Annotated in this window: 23 protein-coding genes, 4 tRNA genes and 1 other RNA gene; 11 read left to right on the top strand and 17 right to left on the bottom strand. The window is 66.0% G+C overall.

The annotated features are described in order from the left end of the window. Nucleotides 1-32: 32 nt before the first annotated feature. On the bottom strand, nucleotides 33-1,529 hold the full coding sequence (locus F816_RS0101720; RefSeq protein ID WP_019593270.1) for an FAD-linked oxidase C-terminal domain-containing protein: 1,497 nt from the start codon (nucleotides 1,527-1,529) through the stop codon (nucleotides 33-35). 81 nt (nucleotides 1,530-1,610) lie between these two features. On the opposite strand from F816_RS0101720, the gene crcB reads away from it, so the two are divergent. From crcB to F816_RS0101700, 4 genes are all read left to right on the top strand, one after another. Continuing rightward, entirely contained in the window at nucleotides 1,611-2,021 is a 411-nt protein-coding gene (gene crcB, locus F816_RS0101715) for a fluoride efflux transporter CrcB (RefSeq protein ID WP_019593269.1), read from the top strand. Between the two features lie 85 nt (nucleotides 2,022-2,106). Next, complete coding sequence (gene serS / locus F816_RS0101710) at nucleotides 2,107-3,393, top strand: serine--tRNA ligase (protein ID WP_019593268.1); 1,287 nt, start codon at nucleotides 2,107-2,109, stop codon at nucleotides 3,391-3,393. Nucleotides 3,394-3,481: 88 nt separating this feature from the next. After that, nucleotides 3,482-4,486: a thioredoxin fold domain-containing protein gene (locus tag F816_RS0101705; protein WP_019593267.1), complete on the top strand. Its 1,005-nt coding sequence runs from the start codon at nucleotides 3,482-3,484 to the stop codon at nucleotides 4,484-4,486. 29 nt (nucleotides 4,487-4,515) lie between these two features. Then, complete coding sequence (locus F816_RS0101700) at nucleotides 4,516-4,938, top strand: hypothetical protein (protein ID WP_018169893.1); 423 nt, start codon at nucleotides 4,516-4,518, stop codon at nucleotides 4,936-4,938. Between the two features lie 21 nt (nucleotides 4,939-4,959). On the opposite strand, the gene cyaY is transcribed toward F816_RS0101700, so the two are convergent. Genes cyaY through F816_RS0101685 form a run of 3 tightly spaced genes read right to left on the bottom strand, consistent with a single transcriptional unit; the run spans nucleotide 4,960 to nucleotide 6,058 of the window. Further along, entirely contained in the window at nucleotides 4,960-5,283 is a 324-nt protein-coding gene (gene cyaY, locus F816_RS0101695; RefSeq protein ID WP_019593266.1) for an iron donor protein CyaY, read from the bottom strand. 53 nt (nucleotides 5,284-5,336) lie between these two features. Beyond that, a complete protein-coding gene (locus tag F816_RS0101690) occupies nucleotides 5,337-5,723 on the bottom strand; it encodes a DUF423 domain-containing protein (RefSeq protein ID WP_019593265.1) in 387 nt (128 codons plus the stop codon). Beyond that, nucleotides 5,723-6,058 carry a hypothetical protein gene (locus F816_RS0101685; protein ID WP_018145544.1) on the bottom strand — a complete coding sequence of 112 codons (336 nt, stop codon included), beginning with the start codon at nucleotides 6,056-6,058 and terminating at the stop codon, nucleotides 5,723-5,725. The genes F816_RS0101690 and F816_RS0101685 overlap by 1 nt, the downstream gene beginning before the upstream one ends. A gap of 370 nt (nucleotides 6,059-6,428) precedes the next feature. On the opposite strand from F816_RS0101685, the gene F816_RS0101680 reads away from it, so the two are divergent. After that, a complete protein-coding gene (locus F816_RS0101680; RefSeq protein ID WP_019593264.1) occupies nucleotides 6,429-6,989 on the top strand; it encodes a hypothetical protein in 561 nt (186 codons plus the stop codon). Nucleotides 6,990-7,118: 129 nt separating this feature from the next. Here the strand turns inward: F816_RS0101680 and F816_RS0101675 are convergent, their stop codons facing one another. The 8 genes from F816_RS0101675 to F816_RS14815 form a co-directional block, all read right to left on the bottom strand. Next, the gene (locus F816_RS0101675) at nucleotides 7,119-7,889 is read right to left on the bottom strand and encodes a class I SAM-dependent methyltransferase (protein WP_019593263.1); all 771 of its coding nucleotides are present in this window, start codon (nucleotides 7,887-7,889) and stop codon (nucleotides 7,119-7,121) included. 5 nt (nucleotides 7,890-7,894) lie between these two features. Beyond that, a complete protein-coding gene (locus F816_RS0101670) occupies nucleotides 7,895-8,113 on the bottom strand; it encodes a SlyX family protein (protein ID WP_019593262.1) in 219 nt (72 codons plus the stop codon). Between the two features lie 5 nt (nucleotides 8,114-8,118). Further along, nucleotides 8,119-9,090: a D-2-hydroxyacid dehydrogenase gene (locus tag F816_RS0101665; RefSeq protein ID WP_019593261.1), complete on the bottom strand. Its 972-nt coding sequence runs from the start codon at nucleotides 9,088-9,090 to the stop codon at nucleotides 8,119-8,121. Nucleotides 9,091-9,188: 98 nt separating this feature from the next. Beyond that, nucleotides 9,189-9,878 carry a Bax inhibitor-1/YccA family protein gene (locus F816_RS0101660; protein ID WP_018145549.1) on the bottom strand — a complete coding sequence of 230 codons (690 nt, stop codon included), beginning with the start codon at nucleotides 9,876-9,878 and terminating at the stop codon, nucleotides 9,189-9,191. 122 nt (nucleotides 9,879-10,000) lie between these two features. Next, nucleotides 10,001-12,073 carry a SulP family inorganic anion transporter gene (locus F816_RS0101655; protein ID WP_019593260.1) on the bottom strand — a complete coding sequence of 691 codons (2,073 nt, stop codon included), beginning with the start codon at nucleotides 12,071-12,073 and terminating at the stop codon, nucleotides 10,001-10,003. 304 nt (nucleotides 12,074-12,377) lie between these two features. Continuing rightward, nucleotides 12,378-12,508, bottom strand: a non-coding RNA gene (locus F816_RS14275) — RtT sRNA. A 49-nt stretch (nucleotides 12,509-12,557) separates the two neighbouring features. Next, a tRNA-Ser gene (locus F816_RS0101650) sits at nucleotides 12,558-12,647 on the bottom strand. Between the two features lie 68 nt (nucleotides 12,648-12,715). Beyond that, nucleotides 12,716-12,875: transfer RNA gene (locus tag F816_RS14815), tRNA-Ser, on the bottom strand. 145 nt (nucleotides 12,876-13,020) lie between these two features. Between F816_RS14815 and F816_RS0101645 the strand changes: the two genes are divergently transcribed. Beyond that, nucleotides 13,021-13,095: transfer RNA gene (locus F816_RS0101645), tRNA-Val, on the top strand. A gap of 467 nt (nucleotides 13,096-13,562) precedes the next feature. Here F816_RS0101645 and F816_RS0101640 read toward each other — a convergent pair. Both F816_RS0101640 and pdxH read right to left on the bottom strand, forming a co-directional pair. Next, nucleotides 13,563-13,652, bottom strand: a tRNA-Ser gene (locus F816_RS0101640). A 105-nt stretch (nucleotides 13,653-13,757) separates the two neighbouring features. Continuing rightward, nucleotides 13,758-14,402, bottom strand: coding sequence for a pyridoxamine 5'-phosphate oxidase (gene pdxH / locus F816_RS0101635; RefSeq protein WP_019593259.1), 645 nt, complete (start codon nucleotides 14,400-14,402; stop codon nucleotides 13,758-13,760). 120 nt (nucleotides 14,403-14,522) lie between these two features. Between pdxH and F816_RS0101630 the strand changes: the two genes are divergently transcribed. From F816_RS0101630 to F816_RS0101615, 4 genes are all read left to right on the top strand, one after another. Then, nucleotides 14,523-16,085: a glutamate synthase-related protein gene (locus tag F816_RS0101630; protein WP_019593258.1), complete on the top strand. Its 1,563-nt coding sequence runs from the start codon at nucleotides 14,523-14,525 to the stop codon at nucleotides 16,083-16,085. 274 nt (nucleotides 16,086-16,359) lie between these two features. Further along, nucleotides 16,360-16,647, top strand: coding sequence for a globin (locus tag F816_RS13960; RefSeq protein ID WP_155998478.1), 288 nt, complete (start codon nucleotides 16,360-16,362; stop codon nucleotides 16,645-16,647). A gap of 113 nt (nucleotides 16,648-16,760) precedes the next feature. Beyond that, nucleotides 16,761-17,159: a globin gene (locus F816_RS0101620; RefSeq protein WP_019593256.1), complete on the top strand. Its 399-nt coding sequence runs from the start codon at nucleotides 16,761-16,763 to the stop codon at nucleotides 17,157-17,159. Between the two features lie 139 nt (nucleotides 17,160-17,298). Next, a complete protein-coding gene (locus F816_RS0101615; RefSeq protein ID WP_019593255.1) occupies nucleotides 17,299-19,608 on the top strand; it encodes a YgiQ family radical SAM protein in 2,310 nt (769 codons plus the stop codon). 12 nt (nucleotides 19,609-19,620) lie between these two features. Here the strand turns inward: F816_RS0101615 and F816_RS0101610 are convergent, their stop codons facing one another. From F816_RS0101610 to hpnD, 3 genes are read right to left on the bottom strand one after another with little or no spacing between them, the layout of a single operon-like run. Next, a complete protein-coding gene (locus F816_RS0101610; protein ID WP_019593254.1) occupies nucleotides 19,621-20,409 on the bottom strand; it encodes an SDR family NAD(P)-dependent oxidoreductase in 789 nt (262 codons plus the stop codon). Next, a complete protein-coding gene (gene hpnE, locus F816_RS0101605; RefSeq protein WP_019593253.1) occupies nucleotides 20,406-21,752 on the bottom strand; it encodes a hydroxysqualene dehydroxylase HpnE in 1,347 nt (448 codons plus the stop codon). The genes F816_RS0101610 and hpnE overlap by 4 nt, the downstream gene beginning before the upstream one ends. Before the next feature lie 4 nt (nucleotides 21,753-21,756). Beyond that, the gene (gene hpnD, locus F816_RS0101600; RefSeq protein ID WP_018169881.1) at nucleotides 21,757-22,617 is read right to left on the bottom strand and encodes a presqualene diphosphate synthase HpnD; all 861 of its coding nucleotides are present in this window, start codon (nucleotides 22,615-22,617) and stop codon (nucleotides 21,757-21,759) included. 177 nt (nucleotides 22,618-22,794) lie between these two features. On the opposite strand from hpnD, the gene hemN reads away from it, so the two are divergent. Next, a complete protein-coding gene (gene hemN, locus F816_RS0101595; protein WP_019593252.1) occupies nucleotides 22,795-24,183 on the top strand; it encodes an oxygen-independent coproporphyrinogen III oxidase in 1,389 nt (462 codons plus the stop codon). Nucleotides 24,184-24,418 lie beyond the last annotated feature (235 nt).

Here is a 24,418-nt window from a genome sequence, read left to right as displayed (position 1 = left end):
AGGCTCAGCTCGGTTTGGTCGAGCCTGTCATCCTACAGGCGCGGGAGTTCCGGGTGCGACAGCTGCCCACCGTGGACGTGCTGGCGCCCGAACTCGGCGCAGCGGGCGAGCGTGGGGATGGCCTTGCCGGGGTTGAGTAGCCCCAGCGGGTCGAACGCGCGGCGTAGGTGGTGAAACTGCTCCAGTTCCGGCGCGGCGAACTGCACGCACATGCCGTCCAGTTTTTCCACGCCTACGCCGTGTTCCCCGGTGACGGTGCCACCCACCTCGACACAGAGTTCGAGGATCTGCTGGCCGAAGGCCTCCGCGGTTTCCAGTTGCCCGGGCTGGTTGGCGTCGTAGAGGATCAGGGGATGCAGATTGCCGTCACCGGCGTGGAACACGTTGCATACGCCGAGGCCAACCTCGCGCGACAGGGTGTTGATCCGTTCCAGCACCGTCCCGATCTGGTGGCGCGGGATGGTCCCGTCCATGCAGTAGTAGTCTGGCGAGATGCGCCCGGCGGCAGGGAACGCGGCCTTGCGCCCGGCCCAGAACAATGCGCGTTCGGCGTCGTCGCGGGCGGTGTGCACCTCGGTGGCGCCCAGATCCAGGAGCTTCTGGCGTACCACCATGATGTCCTCGGAGACCTCGGCGTTGGTGCCGTCGAGCTCGCACAAGAGGATCGCGGCCGCCTCTACCGGGTAGCCGGCGTGGACGAAGTCCTCCGCAGCGCGGATGGCAGCGTTGTCCATCATTTCCAGCCCGGCGGGAATCAGTCCGGCGGCGATGATGCCTGCCACTGCGCGTCCGGCGGCCTCGGCCTGGTCAAAGCTGGCCAGCAGGACCTGGGTGCGCTCGGGGCGGGGCAGCAGGCGCACGGTGACTTCGGTGACGATGCCCAGCATGCCCTCCGAGCCAACCATGAAGGCGAGCAGGTCCAGTCCGGCACTATCCAGCGTCTTGCCGCCGAGGCGGATGATCTCACCCTCCAGGGTGACCAGTTCCAGCCCGATCACGTTGTGCACGGTAAGTCCGTACTTCAGGCAATGGACGCCTCCCGCGTTCTCGGCAACGTTGCCGCCGATGGAGCAGGCGATCTGCGAGGAGGGGTCGGGCGCATAGTAGAGTCCTTGCGGGGCTGCCGCCTCGGAGATCGCGAGATTGCGCACGCCGGGCTGGACGACCGCGCAGCGGTTGTCGGCATCGATCTCCAGGATGCGATTGAAGCGCGCCAGGGACAGCAGCAGCCCAGTCTCGCTGGGCAGGGCGCCGCCGGACAGCCCGGTGCCAGCCCCGCGCGGCACAATCGGGACCCCGTGCTCGCGGCACAGCCGCAGGCAGGTCAGCAGTTCCTCGTGGGTCCGTGGCAGGGCCACGGCCCCGGGGATCTGGCGGTAGGCGGAGAGGCCGTCGCACTCGTAGGCTCGGCGTTCCGCGGCCTCGACCACCAGGGCGTCCGAGGGCAGCTCGGTGGTCAGAGCCTCAATGACCGCGGCCAGCGCCTGTGCGGCGGCCGCGGTCGGCGGTGTGGAGGGATGGGCGCTCATGGCCTCGATGGTAGGGGTCTGCTGGGTCCGTGCGAGGTGATCGCATAAACTGTGGGTCTTTTCCGCAAGCGGGACGTGATGATGGGCATTGGGCTGGGGTCGTATCTGGCAGTGGCGGCAGGCGGTGCGCTGGGCTCGGCACTGCGGCTGGGGATGCAGGAGTGGATGGTGGCGCACTTCGGGCGTGCCTTCCCCTGGGGCACTTTGAGTATCAACATCCTCGGCTCGTTCCTGATCGGTGTGCTGGCTGTGGTGCTGGTGGAGCGCCTGGAACTGCACCCTGCCTGGCGCTTGTTGCTGGTCGTCGGGGTGCTGGGTGGCTTTACGACGTTCTCCACCTTCTCCCTGGAAGTCGTTCACATGGTGGATGTAGGCGCCTGGGCGCGTGCACTGGGCTACATGCTCGCGAGCCTGATGGTCTGCGTGCTGGCTGCGGCAGCCGGGCTCCACGGAACTCGATTCCTGCTGGGGGTCGGGCCGGTCGCCTCGTGAGGGTATTGGCCGCGACCGTGGACGCCACGGGGCGGCAACCGTAGACTTCCCCGTCGTTCTTTCCACCCCTTGCCGGAAATCCGTCATGCTTGATATCCACAGCCTGCGCCAGGACCTGGATGCGACTGCCACCGCTCTGGAACGCCGTGGCTATACCCTGGACCGCGAACGCTTCAAGGCCCTGGAGGCCCGGCGCAAGGCGTTGCAGATGCGCACCCAGGAGCTGCAGGCCGACCGCAACACCCGCTCCAAGGGTATCGGGCAGGCGAAGGCGCGGGGCGAGGACATCGAGCCGCTGAAGGCCGAGGTCGGGCGTCTGGGCGACGAGCTCAAGCAGTGCGAGACCGATCTGCACGGGGTCCAGCAGGAGCTGGATGCGATGCTGATGCAGCTCCCGAATCTGCCGCAGGCGGACGTGCCCGACGGACTGGACGAAAAAGACAACGTCGAGGTCCGCCGCGAGGGGATCCCGCGGACCTTCGATTTCACGCCGCGCGATCACGTGGACCTGGGCCTGCCCGGTGGCTGGCTGGACTTCGAGGCCGCGGTGCGGGTGGCCGGTTCGCGTTTCGTGGTGATGCGCGGTCAGATGGCGCGCCTGCACCGGGCACTGACCCAGTTCATGCTGGATCTGCACACTGGCGAGCATGGTTACCAGGAGACCTACGTCCCCTACCTGGCCAATCCCGAGTCGCTGGAAGGGACGGGGCAGTTGCCGAAGTTCGACGATGACTTGTTCTCGGTCGACTGTGACCAGCGCTACCGTCTGATCCCCACCGCCGAGGTCACCCTGACCAACCTGGTGCGCGAGCAGATCCTCGATGCCGAGGCCTTGCCGCTGAAGATGGTGGCCCACACCCCGTGTTTTCGTTCCGAGGCGGGCAGCTATGGGCGCGACGTGCGCGGCCTGATCCGGCAGCACCAGTTCGAGAAGGTGGAGCTGGTGCAGATCGTGCAGCCGGAGAGCTCGGATGCCGCGCTGGAGGAACTCCTGGGGCATGCCGAGCGGGTCTTGCAGGCGCTGGAACTGCCGTACCGCGTGATGCTCTTGAGCGCCGGGGACATGGGCTTTGCCGCGGCGCGCACCTATGACCTGGAAGTCTGGCTGCCGGCCCAGGATGCCTACCGCGAGATCTCCTCGTGCTCCAACTTCCAGGCCTTCCAGGCGCGCCGCATGCAGGCGCGCTTCCGACCGAAGGCGGGCGAACGCCCGGAGCTGGTGCATACCATCAACGGCTCCGGGGTTGCGGTCGGTCGGGCCCTGGTCGCATTGCTGGAGAATCACCAGCAGGCGGACGGCTCGATCCGCATCCCGGAAAAACTGCGCCCGTATCTCGGGGGAACCTCGGTGATGGAGCCACCGTCCGAATAGGAGATCCACCGGGAGTCTTCTCGACGTGAATAACGCCCTTGGCAGGAAGAGTTGGTTTGGTTGGCTGGCGAGCGTCTCGCTGGTTGGCATGGTGGTGTTGTTCGCAACCGCCTCTGTGGCGGACGAATCCGTCGAATCCGACGAGGGGATCGTGTTCGATGACACCCCGCGCCCGATTGGGCTGCATACGCCCGACTGGTTCGAGCTGAGCTTCCTCGACCTGCGCGAGGACCTGGAAGACGCGGTGGAGCAGGGAAAGATGGGGCTGGCCATCTACTTCGGCATGGATGACTGCCCCTATTGCGAGGCGCTGTTCGACAAGAACTTCGCACAGGACGATATCCGCGAGTACCTGGCGTCACACTTCAACGTGGTGGCCATCGACGCGCTGGGCACGCGTGAAGTCACGGACATGGACGGCGAGACCTGGCTTGAACGGCGCTACGCCGCCGAACAACGGCTGAATTTTACGCCCTCGATTGCCTTTTACGACGAGGACGGCGAGCGCATCCATCAGATGCGCGGTTACTACCCGCCATACCGGTTCCGCGCGCTGCTGGAATACGTGATTGACCGGCATGACCGCGAGGAGAGTTTTCGCGACTATCTGGAGCGTGCCGACCCACCGCCAAAGTTCGATCTCGACGACATCAACCAGCGGGAGTTCTTCATCAACCAGCCGTATGCGCTGGATCGGAGCCGGATCCCCGCTGAACGCCCACTGGTGGTGTTCTTTGAGCGCGAGGCCTGCCATGCCTGCGATATCATGCACTCCGAGCCGCTGCAGCAGGACGAAGTGCTGGAGCGCATCGCCCTGATGGATGCGGTGCAGCTGGATGCCGACGATGCCGATACGCCGGTGCTGACGCCGGGTGGCGACCGCACTAACGCGAAAGACTGGGCCGCGGAACTGGGTGTGCACTGGGCGCCCACGCTCATTTTCTTCGACGAGCGAGGCGAAGAGATTATCCGCATCGATTCGGTCGTCCACCAGAATCGGCTGCGCAACGTGCTGGACTTTGTCCTGACCCGTGGCTACGAGGATTATCCGACCTTTGAACGCTGGCGTGCCCAGCAGCCGCCGCGCCCCTGACCACGCCGCTGACTCAAGGAATCATCCCTTTGCATTTCGACCGTGACTTCGTAATCCGCAACCGTGAAGTGCTGGAAGGCATCGTTGCTCGTTCCCACCGCGTGGCGCTGGGAATCTTCGCGCTGACCTTCGGGGGCTACGGGGCGGCGGTATGGCTTTGGTTCCAGGACAACGTGTGGGCCGCCCTGGTGGTGGCGACGCTCAGCTACCTGGTGTTCCGCCAGTTCCGCATGCTGGCGCTGGGAGTCGCGCGCATGCCGCTGCGCGGCGATGCGGAGGCGGTGGAGGCGCTCAAGGCGATCGATATGGCGCTGGAACAGGACAAGCCCCACCCGGTACTGGCCGAGGTCGAGGCGCATCTGCGGGCGCTGGAAGAGGCGCCCGCAACGCAGGAGGAACGCGAGGCCGCGGGCCCAGACGATTCGAAGAAGGGTGCCGGCAAGGGCGACTGACAGCGACCTCTGGTCGCCGGATCAGAGCTCGACGGGTACGCCTAGTTTCTGCTCGATGACCCGCACCAGGGTCGCGTGCAGCTCTTCACCGTTGCGATCGTCGATCCAGGTGCCTTCCTCGTCGGAATAGCCGAAATGGGCCGGTCCTTCGGGCGAGGAGAGCCAGATCTGCTGTGCGGCCTCCTGGCGGTTCAGGATCAACTGGGCGCCATCGTCGAATTCGATCGTCATCACGCCGTCGATCAGGTCAATGTCCAGGTCGTCCAGCGCGCTTTGCTCGGTGAGGCGGGTCTGGATGTCGTCCAGGGTGTTTTCGGCGAATACGGCGAAGGAGGTCTGGCTCATGGGGATCTCGATACGGTCGGGAAGAGTAGGGTTGGCTGCGCCGCGATTATAGGTCAGCCGCGCCAGGCGGCAATGGCCAACCCGGCCCAGCCGAGGATAAACGCGGTGCCGCCCAGCGGTGCAATCGCGCCGAGGATACGGGGTGCGCCGAGTGCCAGGGCATACAGGCTCCCAGAGAACAGCAGGATGCCGATCACGAACGCCACAGCACTGGCAGCGGCCCAGCCGTTGGCCAGGTGGGCCCACAACGCCGCGACCAGCAGCAGGGCCAGGGCATGGATGAAGTGATATTGGACGCCGGTATGCCAGGTCGCGAGGGCCTGTTCCGTCAGGCGTTCCTGCAGGGCGTGGGCGCCGAAGGCGCCGAGGACGACGGCAATCCCTGCCAGCAGCGCAGCGATGATAACAAGGGGGCGAATCAGCGGTTCGCTGGCCCCCATCAGGCGTCGTCGCCCATCTCGCTGTCGATGTCCTGGCCGGCGACCCAGCCGTGCTCGCGGGCGCGCTCGATGGCTTCGTTATGGATGCGCTCATGGCGCTCGCGCAGCTCGGGCGGGAGGTTGCTGATGCGCAGGCTGTATTTGTCCCACTCGGCGTTGACCTGGTCATGCAGCATCTGGATGCGCGAGACATCCCAGCCATCGCAGGTTTCGTCCTCCGGGAGGATGCCGAATACCCAGGCATCGCGGATGAAATTGCCGATGGGGGTCATGCCGGCGTACATGTCGTTGTACAGGCCGACGTAGGTGCGACTGGAGCGTTTGGGTTCATTCATGCTGCATAGTCTAGGGAAATACTGATGAATGTACACACTCGCGTTGGCAGCCCAGGTTCTCCGAGACAAGGCGCGCCCCTTGCGGGTAGTGGCTCTACCCGCAAGGGGCGCAGCGCAGGATCGGGGAACCCGGGGTGTCATCCCCGTAAACCATTGAATGCAGGGGCTCGGCGGCTTTTGCGTGCGCCCAGTGTTGCGGCTCGCTTATGTAGCTCGGCTACACTTCGCTCACCGCGCCTTGTTCGCACGCAAAAGCGACTCGCGCGCGAGGGTGTACATTCATCAGTATTTCCCTCGGCGTGCGTCCGTCTCAGGCAAAGCGATTTCGACGAGTGGTCCGGGGGCTTCCGGACGTGAACAGGGATACCAGGTGCACGCAGCAAACGACTCGCTGACTCGGGTACGCATCCGCGCCCTGATCAAATTGATGGTTCTCGGGGCCGCCCTGCTGCTGGTTGGGGTGATGCTCCGGTACGCCTTTTCCGGACCGGGCGATACCCGTGGCGAGACGCTGCGGGTGGATCTTGCCGAGATTGCCCCGGGCGAGGCCCTGCGTGTGATTCACGGTAGCCGCCACGTGCTTGTGGTCCATCGCGATGCCGCGTGGCAGGCCGCCCTGGCAGGTGATGACGAGCTGGTCGACCCGGAGGCCCGCCGCGGCCAGCAACCGGACGGGCTGGATCGGCCATTGCGCAGCTTCCGGCCCGAGTGGCTGGTGGTGATCGGCGAAAGTGCGGATCTGGGTTGCGAGCTGGACCTGGTCCACCCGGACGAGGCCGACGGCTGGAGCGGTGGCTTTGTCGACCGCTGCCGGGGCGGACGTTACGACGGCGCCGGCCGCGTATATGCGGATCAATCGGCCCGGCGCAACCTGCCCATCCCCGACTATCGCTTCGCCGGGGATGACCAACTGATCCTGGGCAGGCCGTGAAGGTCACCTCCCAAGCGGCCCCGGCTCTTTCACAGGGCCCCAGAGGTGGCGTGGTTCCGGGAGGCGCCAACTCGGTATGCGGGTGTCTCTGCGGACGCGGAAAACCGCGTCCGGCCTGGACGGTCTGATTCAGCCGTCCTCCATCTTCGCGAGGGTGATGGCAGGGTAGAGGTCAAAGCGCACGCTCTTGCCCTTGATGCTCGCCTGGGGCGAGTCGGGACCGAGGGCGGGGGCATGCAGCGGGCGCTTGACGATGACGCGACGTTCCACGTTCTGGCGCAGGGTGGCCAGGGTTTGCTCTGCGTCGGGGTCGGCCGCCTCGGGCATCAGCGCCTGCATCAGCTGCATGTCCTTTTTCACCGCGGCCCGCTTGGCCCGTTCCGGGAACATGGGATCGAAGACCGCGGCCATTGCCGGGACGGCGAGATGCGCTGGATCGGCCTTCCCCTCGTGCAGGGTGATGCGGCCGATGATGGGCGCGAGTTCCGGGCTGGCCGCCGCGCGTTCCAGCGCGTCGGCGAGCAGGTGGTACACCACGGGATGCCGTTCCCAGGCCGTGACCCGGAAGCCGTGCGCGGCTAGCAGGAGGGTGTCGCGGCCCAGACCGGCGGAGGCATCCAGCACATGACCGTCACGCGGGAGCCTGCCCAAGGCGCGGATCAGGCCCTCGCGCTGGTGCCCGGCATGGGCGAGGCGATAGCCCTGGCGCCCGGCGGCAAAGTCCAGCTGGAGTCGCAGCGGCGGGTGTACGTCCTCGCGGATCAGTTCGAGCCCGCGGTCTCCCGTCTCCAGCACTAGCTCGGCGTCCCCGGCATGTGCATAGCCGCGCGCCGCCAAGGCCTGGCGCAGTGCGTTGGCGGCGGCTTCGTGGCCGGGGGCCGCGCGTACGGTGAGTGGCATGGGCGTCAGTAGTGCGGCGGCGGTGGTTCGGCGCCCTCCGGCCCGCCGCCGTGCTCCTCGAGGTCGCGCATGCGATCGCGCAGCCACTGGACCTGCTGACGCAGCTCGGCGTTGGTCTGTTGCAGCTCCAGTTGTACGCGGGCCTGCTCCTCCTGGGTGTATTCCTGATGGGCCAGGCGGATCTCCAGATCCTCGATGCGCTTTTGCAGGGCTTCCGAATCCATGTGGGTTACTCCACCAGGTTGCGCGGCTGGTCACTCGCGTAGCCGTGGATATTGGCCGTGACCTCGTCGATCACCCGCTGCCGGGCGGTTCGCGCGGCCCAGGCGGTGTGGGGCGTGAGGACGAGGTTGGGGATATCGTCGGCCAGCAGGGGGTGATCCGCCGGTGGGGGTTCCGGTTCCAGTACGTCGATGCCGGCGCCGCCGAGATGTCCGCTGCGCAGGTGCCTGGCCAGGGCCTCGGGATCGACCAGGCCACCCCGGGCCGTGTTCAGCAGCAGGCCCCCCGGACGTATCTGGCGCAGGGCGGCATCATCGATGAGGTGCCGGGTCGTCGCGGTCAGGGGGCAGTGCAGGCTGATGACGTCGCATTGTCCCAGCAACCGTTCCAGCGGCACGCGATCCTCTTGTGCTGCGCGGTCCGTTTTCAGGCTCTCGGCGACCAGCACCTCCATGCCAAAGGCCTCGGCGACGCGCGCGGTGGCCCGGCCCAGTACGCCCCAGCCGATGATGCCGAGGCGCATTCCGGCCACCGTGCCGATGGGGTGGTCGAGGAGACAGAACTGATCGGAGGCGCTCCAGCGACCGGCACGAATGTCCGCGCGGTAGGCGTCCAGTTGGGTGACCAGCGTCAGCAGCAGGGCGAAGACGTGCTGCACCACGGAGTCGGTGGCGTAGTCGCGCGCATTGCTGACGACGATACCCAGGCGACGGGCCGCCTCCACGTCGATATTGTTGGTTCCGGTGGCGGCGGCGCAGACGAGTCGCAGGCGGGGTGCGGCGGCCAGTACCTCTGCATCCAGCTCGACCTTGTTGGTGACGATCACCTCGGCATCGCCGATCCGGCCCAGCCGCTGATCTGCCTCGGTGTGCTCGTGGAAGGACCACTCGGGAAGGCTGGCCCGGAGTTCGGTCAGGTCAAGATCGTCGCGGTCGACCGTGGCGAGATCGAGAAAGACGCCGCGTTGAAGGTGGCTCATGATCGGCGTGTATCCGTATTCAATGAAGAGGGTGTCCAATGAAAAGGGCCCCGCTGTGCGGGGCCCTGGAACGCATTCCTGCTGTGCAGCGCGGAACCCTAGTTGTCGCCCATGAAGGCGTGGAACAGGTTCAGCAGGTGCAGGAACATCACATAGAGGTTCGCGTACAGCGAGACCGTCATCACGATGTAGTTGGCCTCGGGGTCGTGAATCATCCGGCTGGTGTCGAACAGGATGGCTGCCGACAGCAGCAGGACAACCGCGGCCGAGATGGCCAGCGACAGGGCCGGGATCGCCAGGAACAGGTTGGCGACGATGGCCAGCAGCGCGACGATCAGGCCGACGACCAGGAAGCCGCCGAGGAAGCTGAAGTCCTTCTTGGTGGCCAGGGCGTAGCCGGACAGCGTGACAAACGCGACCGCAGTGGCGGCGAAGGCGTTGCCGACGATCTGTGGCCCGTTCGGCAGACCCAGGTACATGCTCAGGATCGGGCCGAGGAAGAAGCCCAGCACGCCGGTGAAGGCGAAGGTCAGCACAATACCCAGCGCCGAGTTGCGCGCGGCATGGATGGCGAACGGGCCGCCGATCAGCACCCCCAGCATGATGATCCAGTGCACCGGCGGTGCGTTGACCGCCATGGCGATGAACGCGGTGATCGCGCTGAACGCCAGGGTGAGCGACAGCAGCATGTAGGTCTGCCGGATCACCTTGTTGGTGGAGATGGTCTCGCTGATGGAACCAGTGCTGGACGGATTGCGACTCGAGCGGACGATCTGGTCTCGGGACACGGGTCAACTCCTCATTGGATTCGAAACAAGCACAGTGTAGCGACAAGCGTTCCCGGTTGCAGCGTTTCCCTTGCGGTTTCAGGGCATGCGGGCCGATCACGCGGTGATCGGCCCGGCGCGGGTTACTTGATCGGCTCGCCGACCTTTTCCGAGATGGTCTTCACCGCATGGTCGGTGGACTTGAAGATGTTGTCCTTGCCGATGATGTCGTCCAGCCCCGTGCGCTGCATGACCTCCATGATCTGGGCCTTGACGCCGGCGAACACGAGCGTGATGCCGCGCGCCTTGAGGCGGTGGACCAGTTGATGGATGACCTCTTCGCCGGAGGCGTCGATCTCATTGATGCCCTTGCCGACGACGATCAGATATTTGGATTGTGGGTGGCGGGCCAGCAGGTCCAGTACGGCATCTTCGAAGTAGGGCACGTTGGCGAAGTACAACGACCCATCGAAGCGCATGATGCCGACCTTCTCGTTGGTCTCCAGGCCGTAGCGCTGGGCCTCGCGCAGGGTACCGTCCTCGTAGCGTGCCAGTTCCGAGACACGCGGCTTCATGGTCCGGTACAGATACAGCACGATGGCCAGACCGGCACCGGTGAGGATGCCGTAGTCCAGGTTCGGAGCCATTGCGAGGGTCGCAACGAAGGTCACGATCGCGGCAGCGCCATCGTGCTTGTTGGCCACCCAGGCGTGCTTGATGGCCTTGAAGTTCACGAGCCCGGCAACCGCCATCATGATGATGGCAGCGAGGACCGCCTGCGGCAGGTGATAGATCAGCGGCGTCAGGAACAGCAGGGCCAGGCCGATGAGTACCGCAGTAAAGACCGAAGAGAGGCCGGTCTTGGCGCCCGAATTCAGGTTGACCGCTGATCGCGAGAACGAGCCGCTGACCGGGTAGCCCTGGGTGAAGCCGCCGGCGATGTTCGCCAGACCCTGACCCATCAACTCCTTGCTGGGGTCCAGGCGCTGGCCGGTCCGTGCCGCCATGGCCTTGGCGATCGCGATGGCCTCGGTGAAGCCCACCAGCGCGATGACGAAGGCGGTGGTTAGCAGCGTGGTGAAGGTGCCAAAGGTGATATCCGGGATCGAGAACCCGGGGAGGCCCTGGGGCACATTGCCCACCACGGCGCCACCGCCATTCAGATGCACGGTATCTTCACCGACCCGTTCGATACGCCATGCGGCGCGATCGGCGCGTGCACGTTCGGCATCGGTCAGGTGATCGTCTGCAATGAACCGCGCAGGCTGGTCGTTCTCACCGGGGACGCGACGCAGCGTGATGTCGCGGATCTCCTCGCGCATGCCGGCAAGTTCGGGGCGCAGTTCATCGCGCTGCAGACGCAGCTGGTCGGCCTCGTGACGCAGGCGCACGGCCTCGGCGCCCTCCTGTTCCTGAAGCTCTGCTTCCAGCCGGCGGATCTGCTCGTCGAGATCGGCGAGGCGCCTGCCATCGCTCTCGATGGACTGCGCGAGAGTAAGAACCTGGGCCGGGGCGATCTGCTGAAGGGCCGTCTCGGCCTTCTGCTCGTAGCCGATTGCCCAGCTCACCAGGATCGCCACGACCACGGCGACCAGTACCCCCGGGATCTTCGGCACGAACCGTTTCATCAGCACCATCAGGCCAATGGCGCCGACGCCGAACGCCAGCGTGGGCCAGTGGACGCTACCCAATTCCGTCATCACGCCCCAGAGGCCCAGCATGAAGTGACCGCTGGTATCAATCGGGACGCCGAGGATCTTGTTCAGCTGCGACAGGGCGATGATGATGGCCGCGGCATTGGTGAAGCCGACGATGACCGGATGCGAGATAAAGCTGACCAGCGCGCCAAGCTTGAACAACCCCAGCATCAACTGGACCAGGCCCACGATGAATGCCAGGGCAATGGCCAGCATGACAAATTCGGAAGAGCCTTCGGCGGCCAGCGGTATCAGCGCCGAGGCGGTAAGTAGCGAGACCACGGCGACCGGGCCGGTGGCGAGCTGGTTCGATGAACCCCACAGCGCGGCGACCATGACGGGCAGCAGGGAGGCGTAAAGCCCGTACACCGGCGGCAGCCCGGCCAGCTGGGCATAGGCCATGGACTGCGGGATCAGGACCAGGGCGACCGAGATCCCGGCGATGAGGTCCGCGTTGAGGGTTTGCTTCGTCGGGCGCCAGCTGAGGAAGGGGAACACTCGCAGCAGAATCGAATTCATCGGGTCGCTCGCTTGGCCAGTTCGTGAGGGTTGACGACGGCCGGAACCGATGCAATGGGCCCAAGGGCAGTCCGGGCCGGGGCTTGCCAGGGCCGTCGTCACAATACTGGCAGCCGGTGCTGGGCCCGGTCGGATGCACGGGCGCAGTCGCGAAAGTAGCGCCAGATTATAGGCGGTCAGTCCATTTTCTTCTATCTAACTTGTTCTATATGACGCATACCATATCGGCTATGTATTGGGAGGAAGCTGCGAAGGGGATTCGTCTGGCGGAGCTGTGAGATGACTGCGGCACGGAGGCTGGAAATGGCGGAGAGGGAGGGATTACTCGGCGCGTTGCGCCTCGCCCTTCGGGTCGTCACCTGCGGTGACGCTCTGGCATCGCTGCGCGCTGCCAGTCAAACCATCGTTGTTGATTCCTCGAGTTCGAATCCCGATACCTCGGGGCCAGATATGCGAATGGGGCTCCCCGGCCCTTTGCTTATTTTGGCGGAGAGGGAGGGATTCGAACCCTCGAGGGGCTTTCACCCCTGCCGGTTTTCAAGACCGGTGCAATCGACCACTCTGCCACCTCTCCGAGGCTGGGCATTGTCTGGCAAGGGGGGCGGGCTGGCAACCGGGGGTGGCCCGTGTGGCCTCGCGGCCACGAGAGGGAGGGATAGATTCGGACCTGCGGTCCTCACCCTTCGGGCGTTGCCTGGCGGCAACGTCCTGCGGCGGCTGCGCCGCTTTGTCGAACCCTCGAGGGGCTTTCACCCCTGCCGGTTTTCAAGACCGGTGCAATCGACCACTCTGCCACCTCTCCGAGGCTGGGCATTGTCTGGCAAGGGGGACGGGCTGGCAACCGGGGGCGGCGCCGGCTCGCCCGGCGAAGGGGTCGATGTGAGCGGGATATTCGGCATGCAACGCTTGACGTTCGCTCGCTTGAACCCTAATCTTGTCCGCGCTCCGGGCGGTTAGCTCAGCGGTAGAGCACTGCCTTCACACGGCAGGGGTCACTAGTTCGAACCTAGTACCGCCCACCAGCTTTGGATAACAAGAAAGCGGCCTCGGGAAACCGGGCCGCTTTTTTTGTGTCTGTGAGACGGTCGCATGTGACATGAGAGACGCTTGCGGAATCTGGCGGAGCGGGAGCGATTACTCGGCGTGTTGCGCCTCGCCCTTCGGGTTGTCGCCTGCGGTGACGTGCTGGTATCGCTGCGCACTGCCAGTTGAACCATTGTTTTTGATTCCTCGGATTCGAACCCCGAAACCGCAGAGGCCAGACATGCGAAAGGGGCCGCTCGGGCCCCCTTGCTTGAATCTGGCGGAGAGGGAGGGATTACTCGGCACTGCGTGCCTCGCCCTTCGGGCCGCCTTCGCTACGCTGCGGCGTTCCGGTGCCGCTACGCGCCACCGGTCGAACCATCTGTTCTGATTCCTCGGGTTCGAATCCCGATACCCTGGGGGCCAGACGTGCAAAAGGGGCCACTGGGGCCCCCTTGCTTGAATCTGGCGGAGAGGGAGGGATTCGAACCCTCGGTACTCGCGAGAGTACAACGGTTTTCGAGACCGCCCCGTTCGACCACTCCGGCACCTCTCCGAATCTTCTTGTCATGCGGGGTCGAACCGCCACGACGGAGCGAATCCTAGCAGATTCGGTTGGCCGAGCGGTAGCCGGGCCGGGGAAGCGCGGATCAGCGTCTCTCTAAGGCATCAGGCGGGTGATTTCCCAGTCGCTGCCCGCGCGGTGGTATTGGAACCGGTCGTGCAGCCGATTGGGGCGGCCCTGCCAGAATTCGAACAGTTCGGGGTGCAGGCGATAGCCGATCCATGCGGCGTCGCGCGGAATGTCGCCTTCCGGGTATTGCTGCTCCAGCGAGCGCACGCGCTGCTCGAGTTCCTCGCGGTCTGCGACTGGGTGGCTCTGGGTCGAGGCCGCCGCGGCAATCTGGCTTCCGCGCGGGCGCTGATGGAAGTAGGTATCGGCCAGGTCGCCCGGGAGGGCGGTGACCGGGCCTTCGACCCGGATCTGGCGCTCGGTCTCGGGCCAGTAGAACAACAGGGCGGCCCGCGGGTTTTCACTCAGGTCCTGGCCCTTGCGGCTGCGCGAGTCGGTGTACCAGGCCAGGCCCTCGGGATCGACGTGCTTGAGCAGAACGGTGCGAGCGGAGGGCTGGCCGTCGGCGTCGGCGGTGGCCAGGATCATGGCGGTGGGGTCCGGGTTGCCGGCTTCGCGGGCGGCCTCGAGCCAGTCATTCAGCAGGCTGAGCGGGTTTTGGTGCAGGTCGCCGCGGCGAAGTTCGGCGCGGGTGTAATCGCGGCGGGTATGGCGGTGGTCGGCGGTGCTCATGATGTTCCCCGGGGCTGGATGCGATGACGTCATCATACGGCGCCGGCGAGGATTCGGAAATTTGTGCGACTTTCGCTGTCACAGATGAGGACGATTCAAACCGAGCGCAAGGAGCATCCGATGGCTGAACCGATTATCGCCGCAGTGGAACCCCGAGGAGTGGAACTGAAAAAGGGCGAGGAGTATGCGTTCTGTCGCTGCGGGCGCTCGAAGGATCAGCCTTTCTGCGATGGGTCGCACGAGGGTTCCGGCATCGAGCCGCTGGTTTTCACGGCGGAAGAGGACGGCGAGGCGTACCTGTGTCAGTGCAAGCAATCCGGCAATCTGCCGTACTGCGACGGGACGCATGCGCAGTTCGATCAGGACGCGGTGGGGCAGCCAGCAAGCGCGGCGGAAGGGGATTCCGAGGCATCGGATCAGGGCGATCAGGCCCCGAGCCCCCGTAACAGCGCGGTTGAACCGCATGTCGAGTGGATTCACGCCCTGGCCCGCGATGGCTTGGAGGGTGTGGGCCGCCATGGCACAACGGTGGCCATGGGTGTCCCGCGCGATCGATTGCCCGCGTGGGACGGGCTGCAGCTCCTGGCGGCGCAACTGGCCACACGCCCGCTCGACGAAGATGCCGACGTGGGCACCTCGCTGGTGATCGGGCCCGAGGCGAAGCGCCCGCTGGAACTGGCGATTCCGCTGCTGGTGTCGGACATGAGCTTTGGTGCGCTTTCGCGCGAGGCAAAGATCGCCCTGGCGCGCGGGGCCGAGCGGGCCGGGACCGGTATCTGCTCCGGCGAGGGGGGCATGCTGGACGCCGAGCAGGCAGAGAATTCGCGCTACCTGTTCGAGTTGGGACCGGCGCGGTTTGGCTATTCGGACGAGGTTCTGGACAAGATTCAGGCGTTTCACTTCAAGGCCGGGCAAGCAGCGAAGACCGGGGTGGGTGGGGTTCTTCCGGGCAGCAAGGTAAGTGACGAGATTGCGCGGGTGCGTGGGATCGAGGCGGGGCAGGATGCCCATTCACCCGCTGCCAATGCCGATCTGCAAAGTCCGGACGATTTCCGCCGGTTTGCCGACGCGGTGCGCGAGAAGACCGGTGGCGTGCCGGTCGGATTCAAGCTGTCGGCCAACCACATTGAGGCGGACCTGGCCTTTGCCCTGGAGGCTGGCGCCGACTACCTGATCCTGGATGGCCGAGGTGGTGGTACGGGCGCCGCCCCGGCCCTGCTGCGCGATCACATCAGCGTGCCTACCATCCCGGCGCTGGCACGGGCGCGGCGCTTTCTCGATGCCAACGGCGCCACTGGACGGGTGACGCTGCTGGTTACCGGTGGGCTGCGTACGCCCGCGGACTTCGTGAAGGCCCTGGCGCTCGGCGCGGATGGTATTGCCCTCGCCAATTCGGCGATCCAGGCCGTGGGCTGCGTGAGTGCGCGGATGTGCCACACCAATCAGTGCCCCAGTGGTGTAGCGACCCAGGACCCGAAACTGCGCAGCCGGCTGGACCCGCAGGAGGGGAGCGAACGCCTGGCGCGGTTCCTGAGCGGTTCAACGGAACTCATGCAGGTCCTGGCGCGGGCCTGCGGACACGCGCACCTTGAGGACTTTGGGCCGAATGATCTGACCACCTTCGACCGCGATCTGGCGCGTCTTGCGGGGCTCCAATATGCTGGGGTCCTGGAGGACCGCTAGGGAAACACGGATCCAATCGCCTGTTCGATCCCGAGCCGTTATTGTCATATCGGGCAGCTAGGTTTTCCGACGCGCCGGGCGGGTTGATGACACGATTGCTGCCCGTTTCTCGCCGCGGATAGGAAATGACGCCCCCGAATGTGGAAAGCAGTTATCGACGTTGTTCTGCCGACGCGTCGTTTCTTGCACGTTTCCGCTTGGCACTGCGTGCAGCCGATGGGCAGGTCTCCGGAATCTTCGATCCGTTGAGTGCCCGACAGCAGGATTCGATCCGTTGAGTGCCCGACAGCAGGAAGTGATGCTGGACGCCTCGATCCGGGCTGCACTGGATTTTTCCTCTGGCGACCCGCAGGGCGCATCGAGGGTCAGCGAGATGATTCATGTGCACGGGCGGCAGGGGCGGGTGCCGGTTCCGCCGGCCCTGTACCCGGTATGGCTGGAGTCGGTGATACAGGCCGTTCGCGAAACCGATCCGCACTGGAGCGACGCCCTCGAGAGGCGCTGGCGAGCCCAGCTGATGCCGGCGGTGGACATGTTCGTGGAGCTGTACCTGAGCGCCTGAGGGCGATGTCTGGCAGCGCGGACCACGCGGGACACATGCCCCGTTTGACCTGGATCAGCATGTCGTTGGAGCGATCCCGGTAGCCTGGGTTTTTATCTTCAGAAGGGATGGTGATGAGTTATTCCGATGTCCATCAGAGCTACGGGCGTTGTCGGCGGGCCGGCAACTTCGTGGATCGCTTCTACGAACGCTTTCTTGCCGCCGACGAGCGGGTGGCCCAGGCGTTCACGACCACCAACTGGTCACAGCAGAAGCGGGCCCTCGGGCAGGCAGTCTCCACTGCGATCAGTTACGCCGAGGGCGAGAGCTTCGTGGCACCGACCATGGAGAAGATGGCCGAGGTGCATAGCCGTCATGGGCGCGTACCGGTCGCGCCGGAGCTGTACGGGGTGTGGCTGAACTGCATGGTGGAGACGGCCCGCGAGGTGGATCCGCGCTGGGACGAGTCCCTGGCGCAGCGCTGGCGCGGCGCGCTGAGTCCGGCGATCGATCTGTTTATCGAGCGCTACTGACGCGAGCCGGGTCGTTTCCGGCGCCCCGATCAACCACTGCGAAGTCCCGCCCGCGGGCGTGCCCTGTTGATCTTGGGGCGCCCCCGGCGTGTAATGCGCGCATTTCCTGTTGCCGGCGTCCGCCGGAAGAAGCCTGGTCATGTCCGCAGCACCCGATTCCCTGTTTGTCCGCAAGCCCTACTGGGCCAAGCGCTTCGGCACGGCGCCGTTTTTGCCGACCACGCGCGAGGAGATGGACGACCTCGGCTGGGACAGCTGCGACATCGTGCTTGTGACCGGCGATGCCTACGTGGACCACCCCAGCTTCGGCATGGCGATCATCGGCCGGTTGCTGGAGGCGCAGGGGTTTCGCGTGGGGATCCTTGCCCAGCCGGACTGGACCTCGGCCGAGCCGTTCCGGGCCCTGGGGCGACCCAACCTGTTCTTCGGCGTGACCGCCGGGAACATGGACTCGATGGTCAACCACTACACCGCGGAGCGGAAGATCCGCTCCAACGATGCCTATACCCCGGGCGACGTGCACGGCAAGCGCCCGGACCGGGCGGTGATCGTCTACGCCCAGCGCGCCCGTGAGGCCTACAAGGATGTGCCGGTCGTGGCCGGCGGGATCGAGGCCAGCCTGCGGCGGATTGCGCACTACGACTACTGGCAGGACAAGGTGCGCCGTTCCGTCTTGCTGGATTCGCGCGCCGACATCCTGCTGTTCGGCAATGCCGAGCGCGCCCTGGTGGAACTCGCCCATCGCGTCGCGGCGGGCGAGCACCCGCGCGAGATCACGGACCTGCGCGGGACGGCCCTGCTGCGGGATGCCGTGCCCGCCGGCTACGTCGAGCTGGATTCCAGCGAGGTTGATACCCCCGGACCGGTGGATGCCAACCCCGACCCCTACGCCATGGTCTCGCCCGAGACCTGCGCCGATGCCGAGGCACAGGATGCGCAGGGGGCAGAAGCGGAGGCGGGTGCGAAGGTCGTGCGTTTTCACAGGGATATCCCGCGCGGCACCCCGCGCGACCAAACGGTCATCCGTATTCCGGCCTTCGAGCAGGTAAAGGGCGACGCGGTGCTCTATGCACATGCCTCGCGGGTGCTGCACCTGGAGACCAACCCGGGCAACGCCCGTGCGATTGTGCAGCGCCACGGGGACAAGGAGGTCTGGCTCAACCCGCCGCCGATCCCGCTGTCGACACCCGAGATGGACGCGGTGTTCGATCTGCCCTATGCGCGGGCTCCTCATCCGTCCTATGGAGATGCGCGCATCCCGGCCTGGGAGATGATCCGCTTCTCGGTGAACATCATGCGCGGCTGCTTCGGCGGCTGTACGTTCTGTTCCATCACCGAACACGAAGGGCGGATCATCCAGAGCCGCTCCGAGGACAGCGTCCTGCGCGAGATCGAGGAGATCCGCGACAAGGTGGATGGGTTCACCGGCGTGATCTCGGACCTGGGCGGCCCGACCGCCAATATGTACCGCCTGGCCTGCAAGGACCCGAAGATCGAGCAGAGCTGTCGGCGACTGTCCTGCGTGTACCCGGGCATTTGCAGCAACCTGGATACCGACCACGCGCCGCTTATCCGCCTGTACCGCAAGGCGCGAGCGCTGCCGGGCATCAAGAAGATCCTGATCGCCTCCGGGCTGCGTTACGACTTGGCGATCGAGTCACCGGAGTATGTGAAAGAACTGGTGACCCACCATGTGGGTGGCTACTTGAAAATTGCGCCGGAACATACGGAAACAGGGCCACTTTCCCGCATGATGAAGCCGGGCATGGGGACCTATGACCGGTTCAAGGCCATGTTCGAGAAATACTCGAAGGCGGCCGGGAAGGAGCAGTACCTGATCCCGTATTTCATCGCCGCGCATCCCGGCACCACCGACCAGGACATGCTGCAGCTTGCGCTCTGGCTGAAGCGCAACGACTTCCGCGCCGATCAGGTGCAGGCGTTTCTGCCGAGTCCCATGGCCCTGGCCACTGCCATGTGGCATTCCGGGCGTGACCCGCTGCGCGGCATCCGGCGCACGACCAGCGAACGCGTCCCCGTGCCTCGCGGGTCGCGCGCGCGGCGTCTGCACAAGGCGTTCCTGCGTTATCACGATCCGAACAACTGGCCGCTACTGCGCGATGCCCTGCAACGGATGGGGCGTGCGGACCTGATCGGCAATGGCAAGCATCACCTGGTGCCGACCTGGCAGCCGGCCGGGACCGGTCAGGGTATGGCACGGCCGTCTACGGGGGGTCGGATCACCCGCGGTGGCAAGGCGCTGAAAAAGCGTGGCCAGACCTTCCAGACGCAGCACAACGGCGTCGAGGCCGCCGCGCGCCCCGGTGGCAAGCCAGCGCCAGCGGGCAAGGCCGGGGCACGTACTGCCGCGCCCAAGGGTGGCAAGTCGCGCGCGGGTGGCGGGAAGGTACGCAAAGGGCGCCCGGCTGGAAAACGGCCGCGCGCCTGACATCCCGGTGGTTCAGGAGGCCGGGTCGGGGACCGGGACCTGGCCTTCCAGGCTGATGTTCAGACCGGTGGTGGTGCGGTCGCCGGGGTCCAGGAAGTACAGGTAGGGACCGACCACGGCCTCGGGCTCGGGCAGGAGGTCGGGGTTTTCCCCCGGATAATGCCCGGCGCGGAAGCGGGTGCGCACGGGGCCGGTGTCGATACCGTTCACGTGCAGGAAGCGTGGTTCGTTGCGATGCTCGTGCGACAGGATGTCGATCAGGCCGTCCTGGGCCGCCTTGGCCATGCCGAAGGCGCCCCAGAAGGCCTTGCGGGCGTTCTGGGTGGACACGACCAGGCTTCCGGTGGGGCTGGCCTCCAGCAGCGGCAGGACGGCCTGCGTGAGGAAGAACGGGCCGTGCAGGTTACTGTTGATGACCTTGAACCACAGCTCCGGGTCGTAGTTCTTCATCGGCATCAGGGCGCCGGCCCAGCCCGCGTTCAGTACCAGCCCGTCGAGGCGGCCGAGGGAGTCGCGGATGTTCTCCGCCAGGTCACCATAGTCCTTGACCGTCGCGCCTTCGAGATTCAGTGGGTAGATTGCGGGCTGCGGGTGACCGGCCTGTTCGATCCGGTCATAGACCGCTTCGAGGCCCTTCAGGTCCTTGTCCAGCAGGACCACGATCGCGCCGGCCGCGGCACAGGCCTCGGCAACCGCGCGGCCGATGCCGTCGGCGGCCCCGGTGACCAGGATCACGCGTTCATCGAAGGCGCCGGGTTCGGGGCGGTAGGCGAGCAGGCGGGGAATATCGAGATCGGTCAAGGATGGTCCTCCAGGTACAGGTGCGCCGATTCTAGTCCAGATTGTACGGCCGCTTCGAGCGTGGACGGCAGTGCAGGCGTCAGGTAATCCCCGGCCAGATAACACCCCGGCCAGGGCGTGCGGGCCGGCGGGCGACGTGCATCCAGACCGGCTTGCGCGTCCAGCGTCGCGCGGCGTTCGCAAATACTGTGGCCGGTCTCAGGTTCGCCCAGTTCGGGGAAGGTTTGGGACAGGGAGCGGGCGACGGTGCGCCATCGTGCATCCGCCGTCAACGGTTCGAGGTCGTCGGCCGCGGAGATCACGACCGCCAGCCAGTGTGGCGCCCCGGTGACATGCCGCGCGATCAGCCATTGGCCATGCTGGTCCAGCAGCCCCTGTAGTGGGGGAAGATCATCAAGGCGCCGCGCATAGCGCAGGTAGACGGTGCAGATGCTGCGGGCGCCCATGCCATTCAGGCCCTGGTGCGTGGCCTCCCAGCCGGTTTCGTGTGGCAGCAGGGCAGCGGCGGCGGCTGGAGGGGCGGCCAGGATCACGCCGCGCGCCGGGCTCGCCACGCCCTGGCGGTCGCGCAGGCGGTAGGGGGCGGCGTCGTGGGTCGTGCTGCGCTCAATGGCGGTGATGCGGCGGCCGAGATCCACTCTGGCGCCACGCTCCCGGAGTTCCTGTACGGCCGGTTCCGGGAACAGCTCGCCGAGGGGCCGCGCGGGGACGAGAAGGCGCGCGGCTTCCGGGCCATGGTTGAGTGCCAGGCGCAGGACGTTCTGGAAGATGCGGGCCGAGGCGGTTCGGGTCGGGGTGTTCATCACCGCCAGGCACAACGGGTCCCACAGGCTGCGGATGAGGGCGTCGGGTTGACGGCGCTGGCGTAGCCAGTCGAGGACGGGGAGATCGTCGCGCAGGGGCCGGTGCAACATGGCGGCGGCGCCGGACAGGGCACGCAGGCGTGTACCAAGGGAGTGCTTCGCAAGCGCCCGGTAAAGGGCGGCGGCCAGGGCGGGCAACCGGGGCGTGCGCGGTTCCAGTAGCAACGCCGGGGTCTGCGGACGGCCGGTGGGCTCGAACATGCGCAGGCCGAAGGGCAGGGCATGGAACGCCTGCTCGGGGTCGATGCCGACCGAACGGATCTGCTGCAGGGTCTGCTGGCAGGCCCCGACCAGGATGTGCTGACCGTTGTCGAGCGGCGTTGCGTCCAGGTCGAGGTTGCGGGCACGGCCACCGGGGGTCTTGCCGGCCTCGATCAGGTGCACGGGGTGCCCGGCGCGTGCAAGCGCCAGCGCAGCGGTCAGGCCGGCCCAGCCCGCGCCGACCACGACCGCCGGGGCCGGGGGGGAGCTGGAGGTCATGGCATTAGGCTGCGCGTCGGCGTTGTTCGCGCTTCAGGCGGCGCGCGGTGCGCCACGCGATCCACAGCTTGCGGATCGGGGTCAGGCGTACGCGGTGTTCCAGCACGCGATAGCCATCGTCCGCGATCTCGTCGAGCAGGGTGCGGTAGATGGCCGCCATGATCAGGCCGGGGCGCTGGGCGTAGCGGTCGGCGTCCGGGAGGTGTTCCTCGGCGCGTTCGTAGTAGCGTCGCGCCCGTTCCGCCTGCTCCGCGAACAGGGCGCGGTGGCGGTCGTCGGTGATGTTGATCTGGAATTCCTCCGGCTTGACCCCGTGCTTGCTGAGCTCGTCCATGGGGATGTACACGCGGCCGCGCATGGCGTCCTCGTGCACGTCGCGCAGGATGTTGGTGAGCTGCAACGCCATGCCGAGGTCGTGGGCGTACTTGAGAGTGCGCCGATCGGTGTAGCCGAAGATGTGAGCGGACAGGATGCCCACGACGCTGGCCGCGCGGTAGCAGTACAGCGACAGCGTGGTGAAGTCCGGGTAGCTGTCGTAGTCCAGGTCCATCTGCATGCCGTCGATGATTTCGTCGAAGTACTCGCGCCCGAGGTCGAAGGCGGCGATGTGCGGCTGCAGTGCCTGGGTGATGGGGTGGCGGGGTTCGCCGGCGAACAGGCGTTCGATCTCCTGGCGCCACCAGTCGAGCTTGGTGCGCGCAATGCTCTCCTCGCTGACCTCGTCGACGATGTCGTCGACTTCCCGGCAGAAGGCGTACAGCGCCGTGATGGCGCGACGGCGATCCGGTTCCAGAAAGCGGAACGCGTAGTAGAAGCTGGAGCCGCTTTGCGCGGCCTTCTCCTCGCAATACTCGTCGGGGGACATGCGCTCTCGCGTGGCGGGTGTCGAACAGGGAGGAGAAGGCTAGCACAGTCAGCACAGAGGGCGGGAGAGGGCGCCCTGAAGGCGGATTGTTGACCTGTATCAAGCTCGGGCCCGGCGTGCGTCCGTAGTCTGCAGAACCAAGGTCGCGAGTGCGCGGCGACGGCTGTGGAGCTGCCAATGGAACAACGCCTGGTGTTTGACCCCGATATCTTGCGCCGCTACGACGTGAGCGGGCCGCGGTACACGTCGTATCCCACCGCGCCACAGTTTCACGAGGGCTTTGACGACCGCGCCTATGCCGAGGCGGCGCAGGCCACCAACGGGGCGGACCCGGCGCGGCCGCTGTCGCTGTATGTGCATGTGCCGTTCTGCGACACGGTGTGCTTCTACTGTGCCTGCAACAAGGTCATCACTGGAAATTACCAGCGCGCCCAACGCTACCTGCAGTATCTGGAGCGCGAGGCTGAACTGCAGGGCGAGCTGTTCGACCGGGAGCGAACCGTCGGGCAGCTGCACTTCGGGGGTGGCACGCCGACCTATCTTGGTGATGAAGACCTGCGCCGGGTGATGGCGACGCTGGGGAGGCACTTCCGCCTGGACGAAAGTGAGGCGCGCGAGTTCTCCATCGAGATTGATCCGCGCGCGGTGCGGCCCGGGACCATCCCGCTGCTGGGCGAGCTGGGTTTTAACCGGATCAGCCTCGGGGTGCAGGACTTCGACCCGGACGTGCAGCGGGCGGTGAACCGCATCCAGCCTTTCGAGGTGACCGCGCGGGCGGTGGAGCAGGCGCGGGCCAACGGCTTCGAATCCACCAACCTGGACCTGATCTACGGCCTTCCCTTGCAGACGGTGGAGAGCTATACCGCCACTCTGGAACGCGCGCTGGAGCTGCGCCCGGAGCGCCTGGCGATTTACAACTACGCGCACCTGCCGCAGATGTTCAAGACTCAGCGCCAGATCCGCGAGGCCGATCTGCCGGATGCCGCGGAGAAGCTGGCGATCCTCGAGACCACCATCGCTCGCCTGACCGATGCCGGCTATGTCTACATCGGCATGGATCACTTCGCCCTGCCGGACGACGAACTGGCCACGGCCCAGCGCGCCGGGACGCTGCAGCGCAATTTCCAGGGCTACTCCACACGGGCGGAGTACGACCTGGTGGCACTGGGGCCGACGGCCATCGGCAAGGTCGGGGCCACCTACAGCCAGAACCTGCGCGAACTGGATGCCTATTACGCGCGGCTGGATGCCGGGCGCCTGCCGGTGTTTCGCGGACTCGAACTGAGTGCCGACGATCGGCTGCGGCGGGACGTCATCACCGACCTGATGTGCCATTCGCGCATCGATTTTGCCGCCATAGAGGCGCGCCACGGGATCGTTTTTGGCGAGGTCTTTGGGGATGCGCTGGAGCGGCTGCGGGGCATGGAGGCCGACGGCCTGGTGCGGATTGGCGCGGAGCGCCTGGAGATCCTGCCGCGCGGGCGCCTGCTGCTGCGCAACGTCGCCATGGCCTTCGACGCCTACCTGAAGACGGAGAGCGCGCAGCGCTACAGCAAGGTAGTGTGAGCGGCTTGACGGCGATCCGTTCTCGGCGGAAGCTTTGAACAATAGCAACCGGTAACAGGGACGTTCCGGTGAAGACGACACGTTACTTCGAGACTGTACGCGAGAGGCCGGATCGGCGAATGATCCGGGATCACTGGATCAGTAGTGCAATCGACCAACCGTTGTGCGAAGAAGTCCAAGGCGATGGGCGTATCCGCAGATGGGCTCGTGTCGAGGAGGCTGAAGGACGCTACCT

Source organism: Thioalkalivibrio sp. ALM2T (assembly GCF_000381505.1).
Lineage (GTDB): Bacteria > Pseudomonadota > Gammaproteobacteria > Ectothiorhodospirales > Ectothiorhodospiraceae > Thioalkalivibrio > Thioalkalivibrio versutus.
This window is presented reverse-complemented; position numbering and strand designations above follow the sequence as displayed.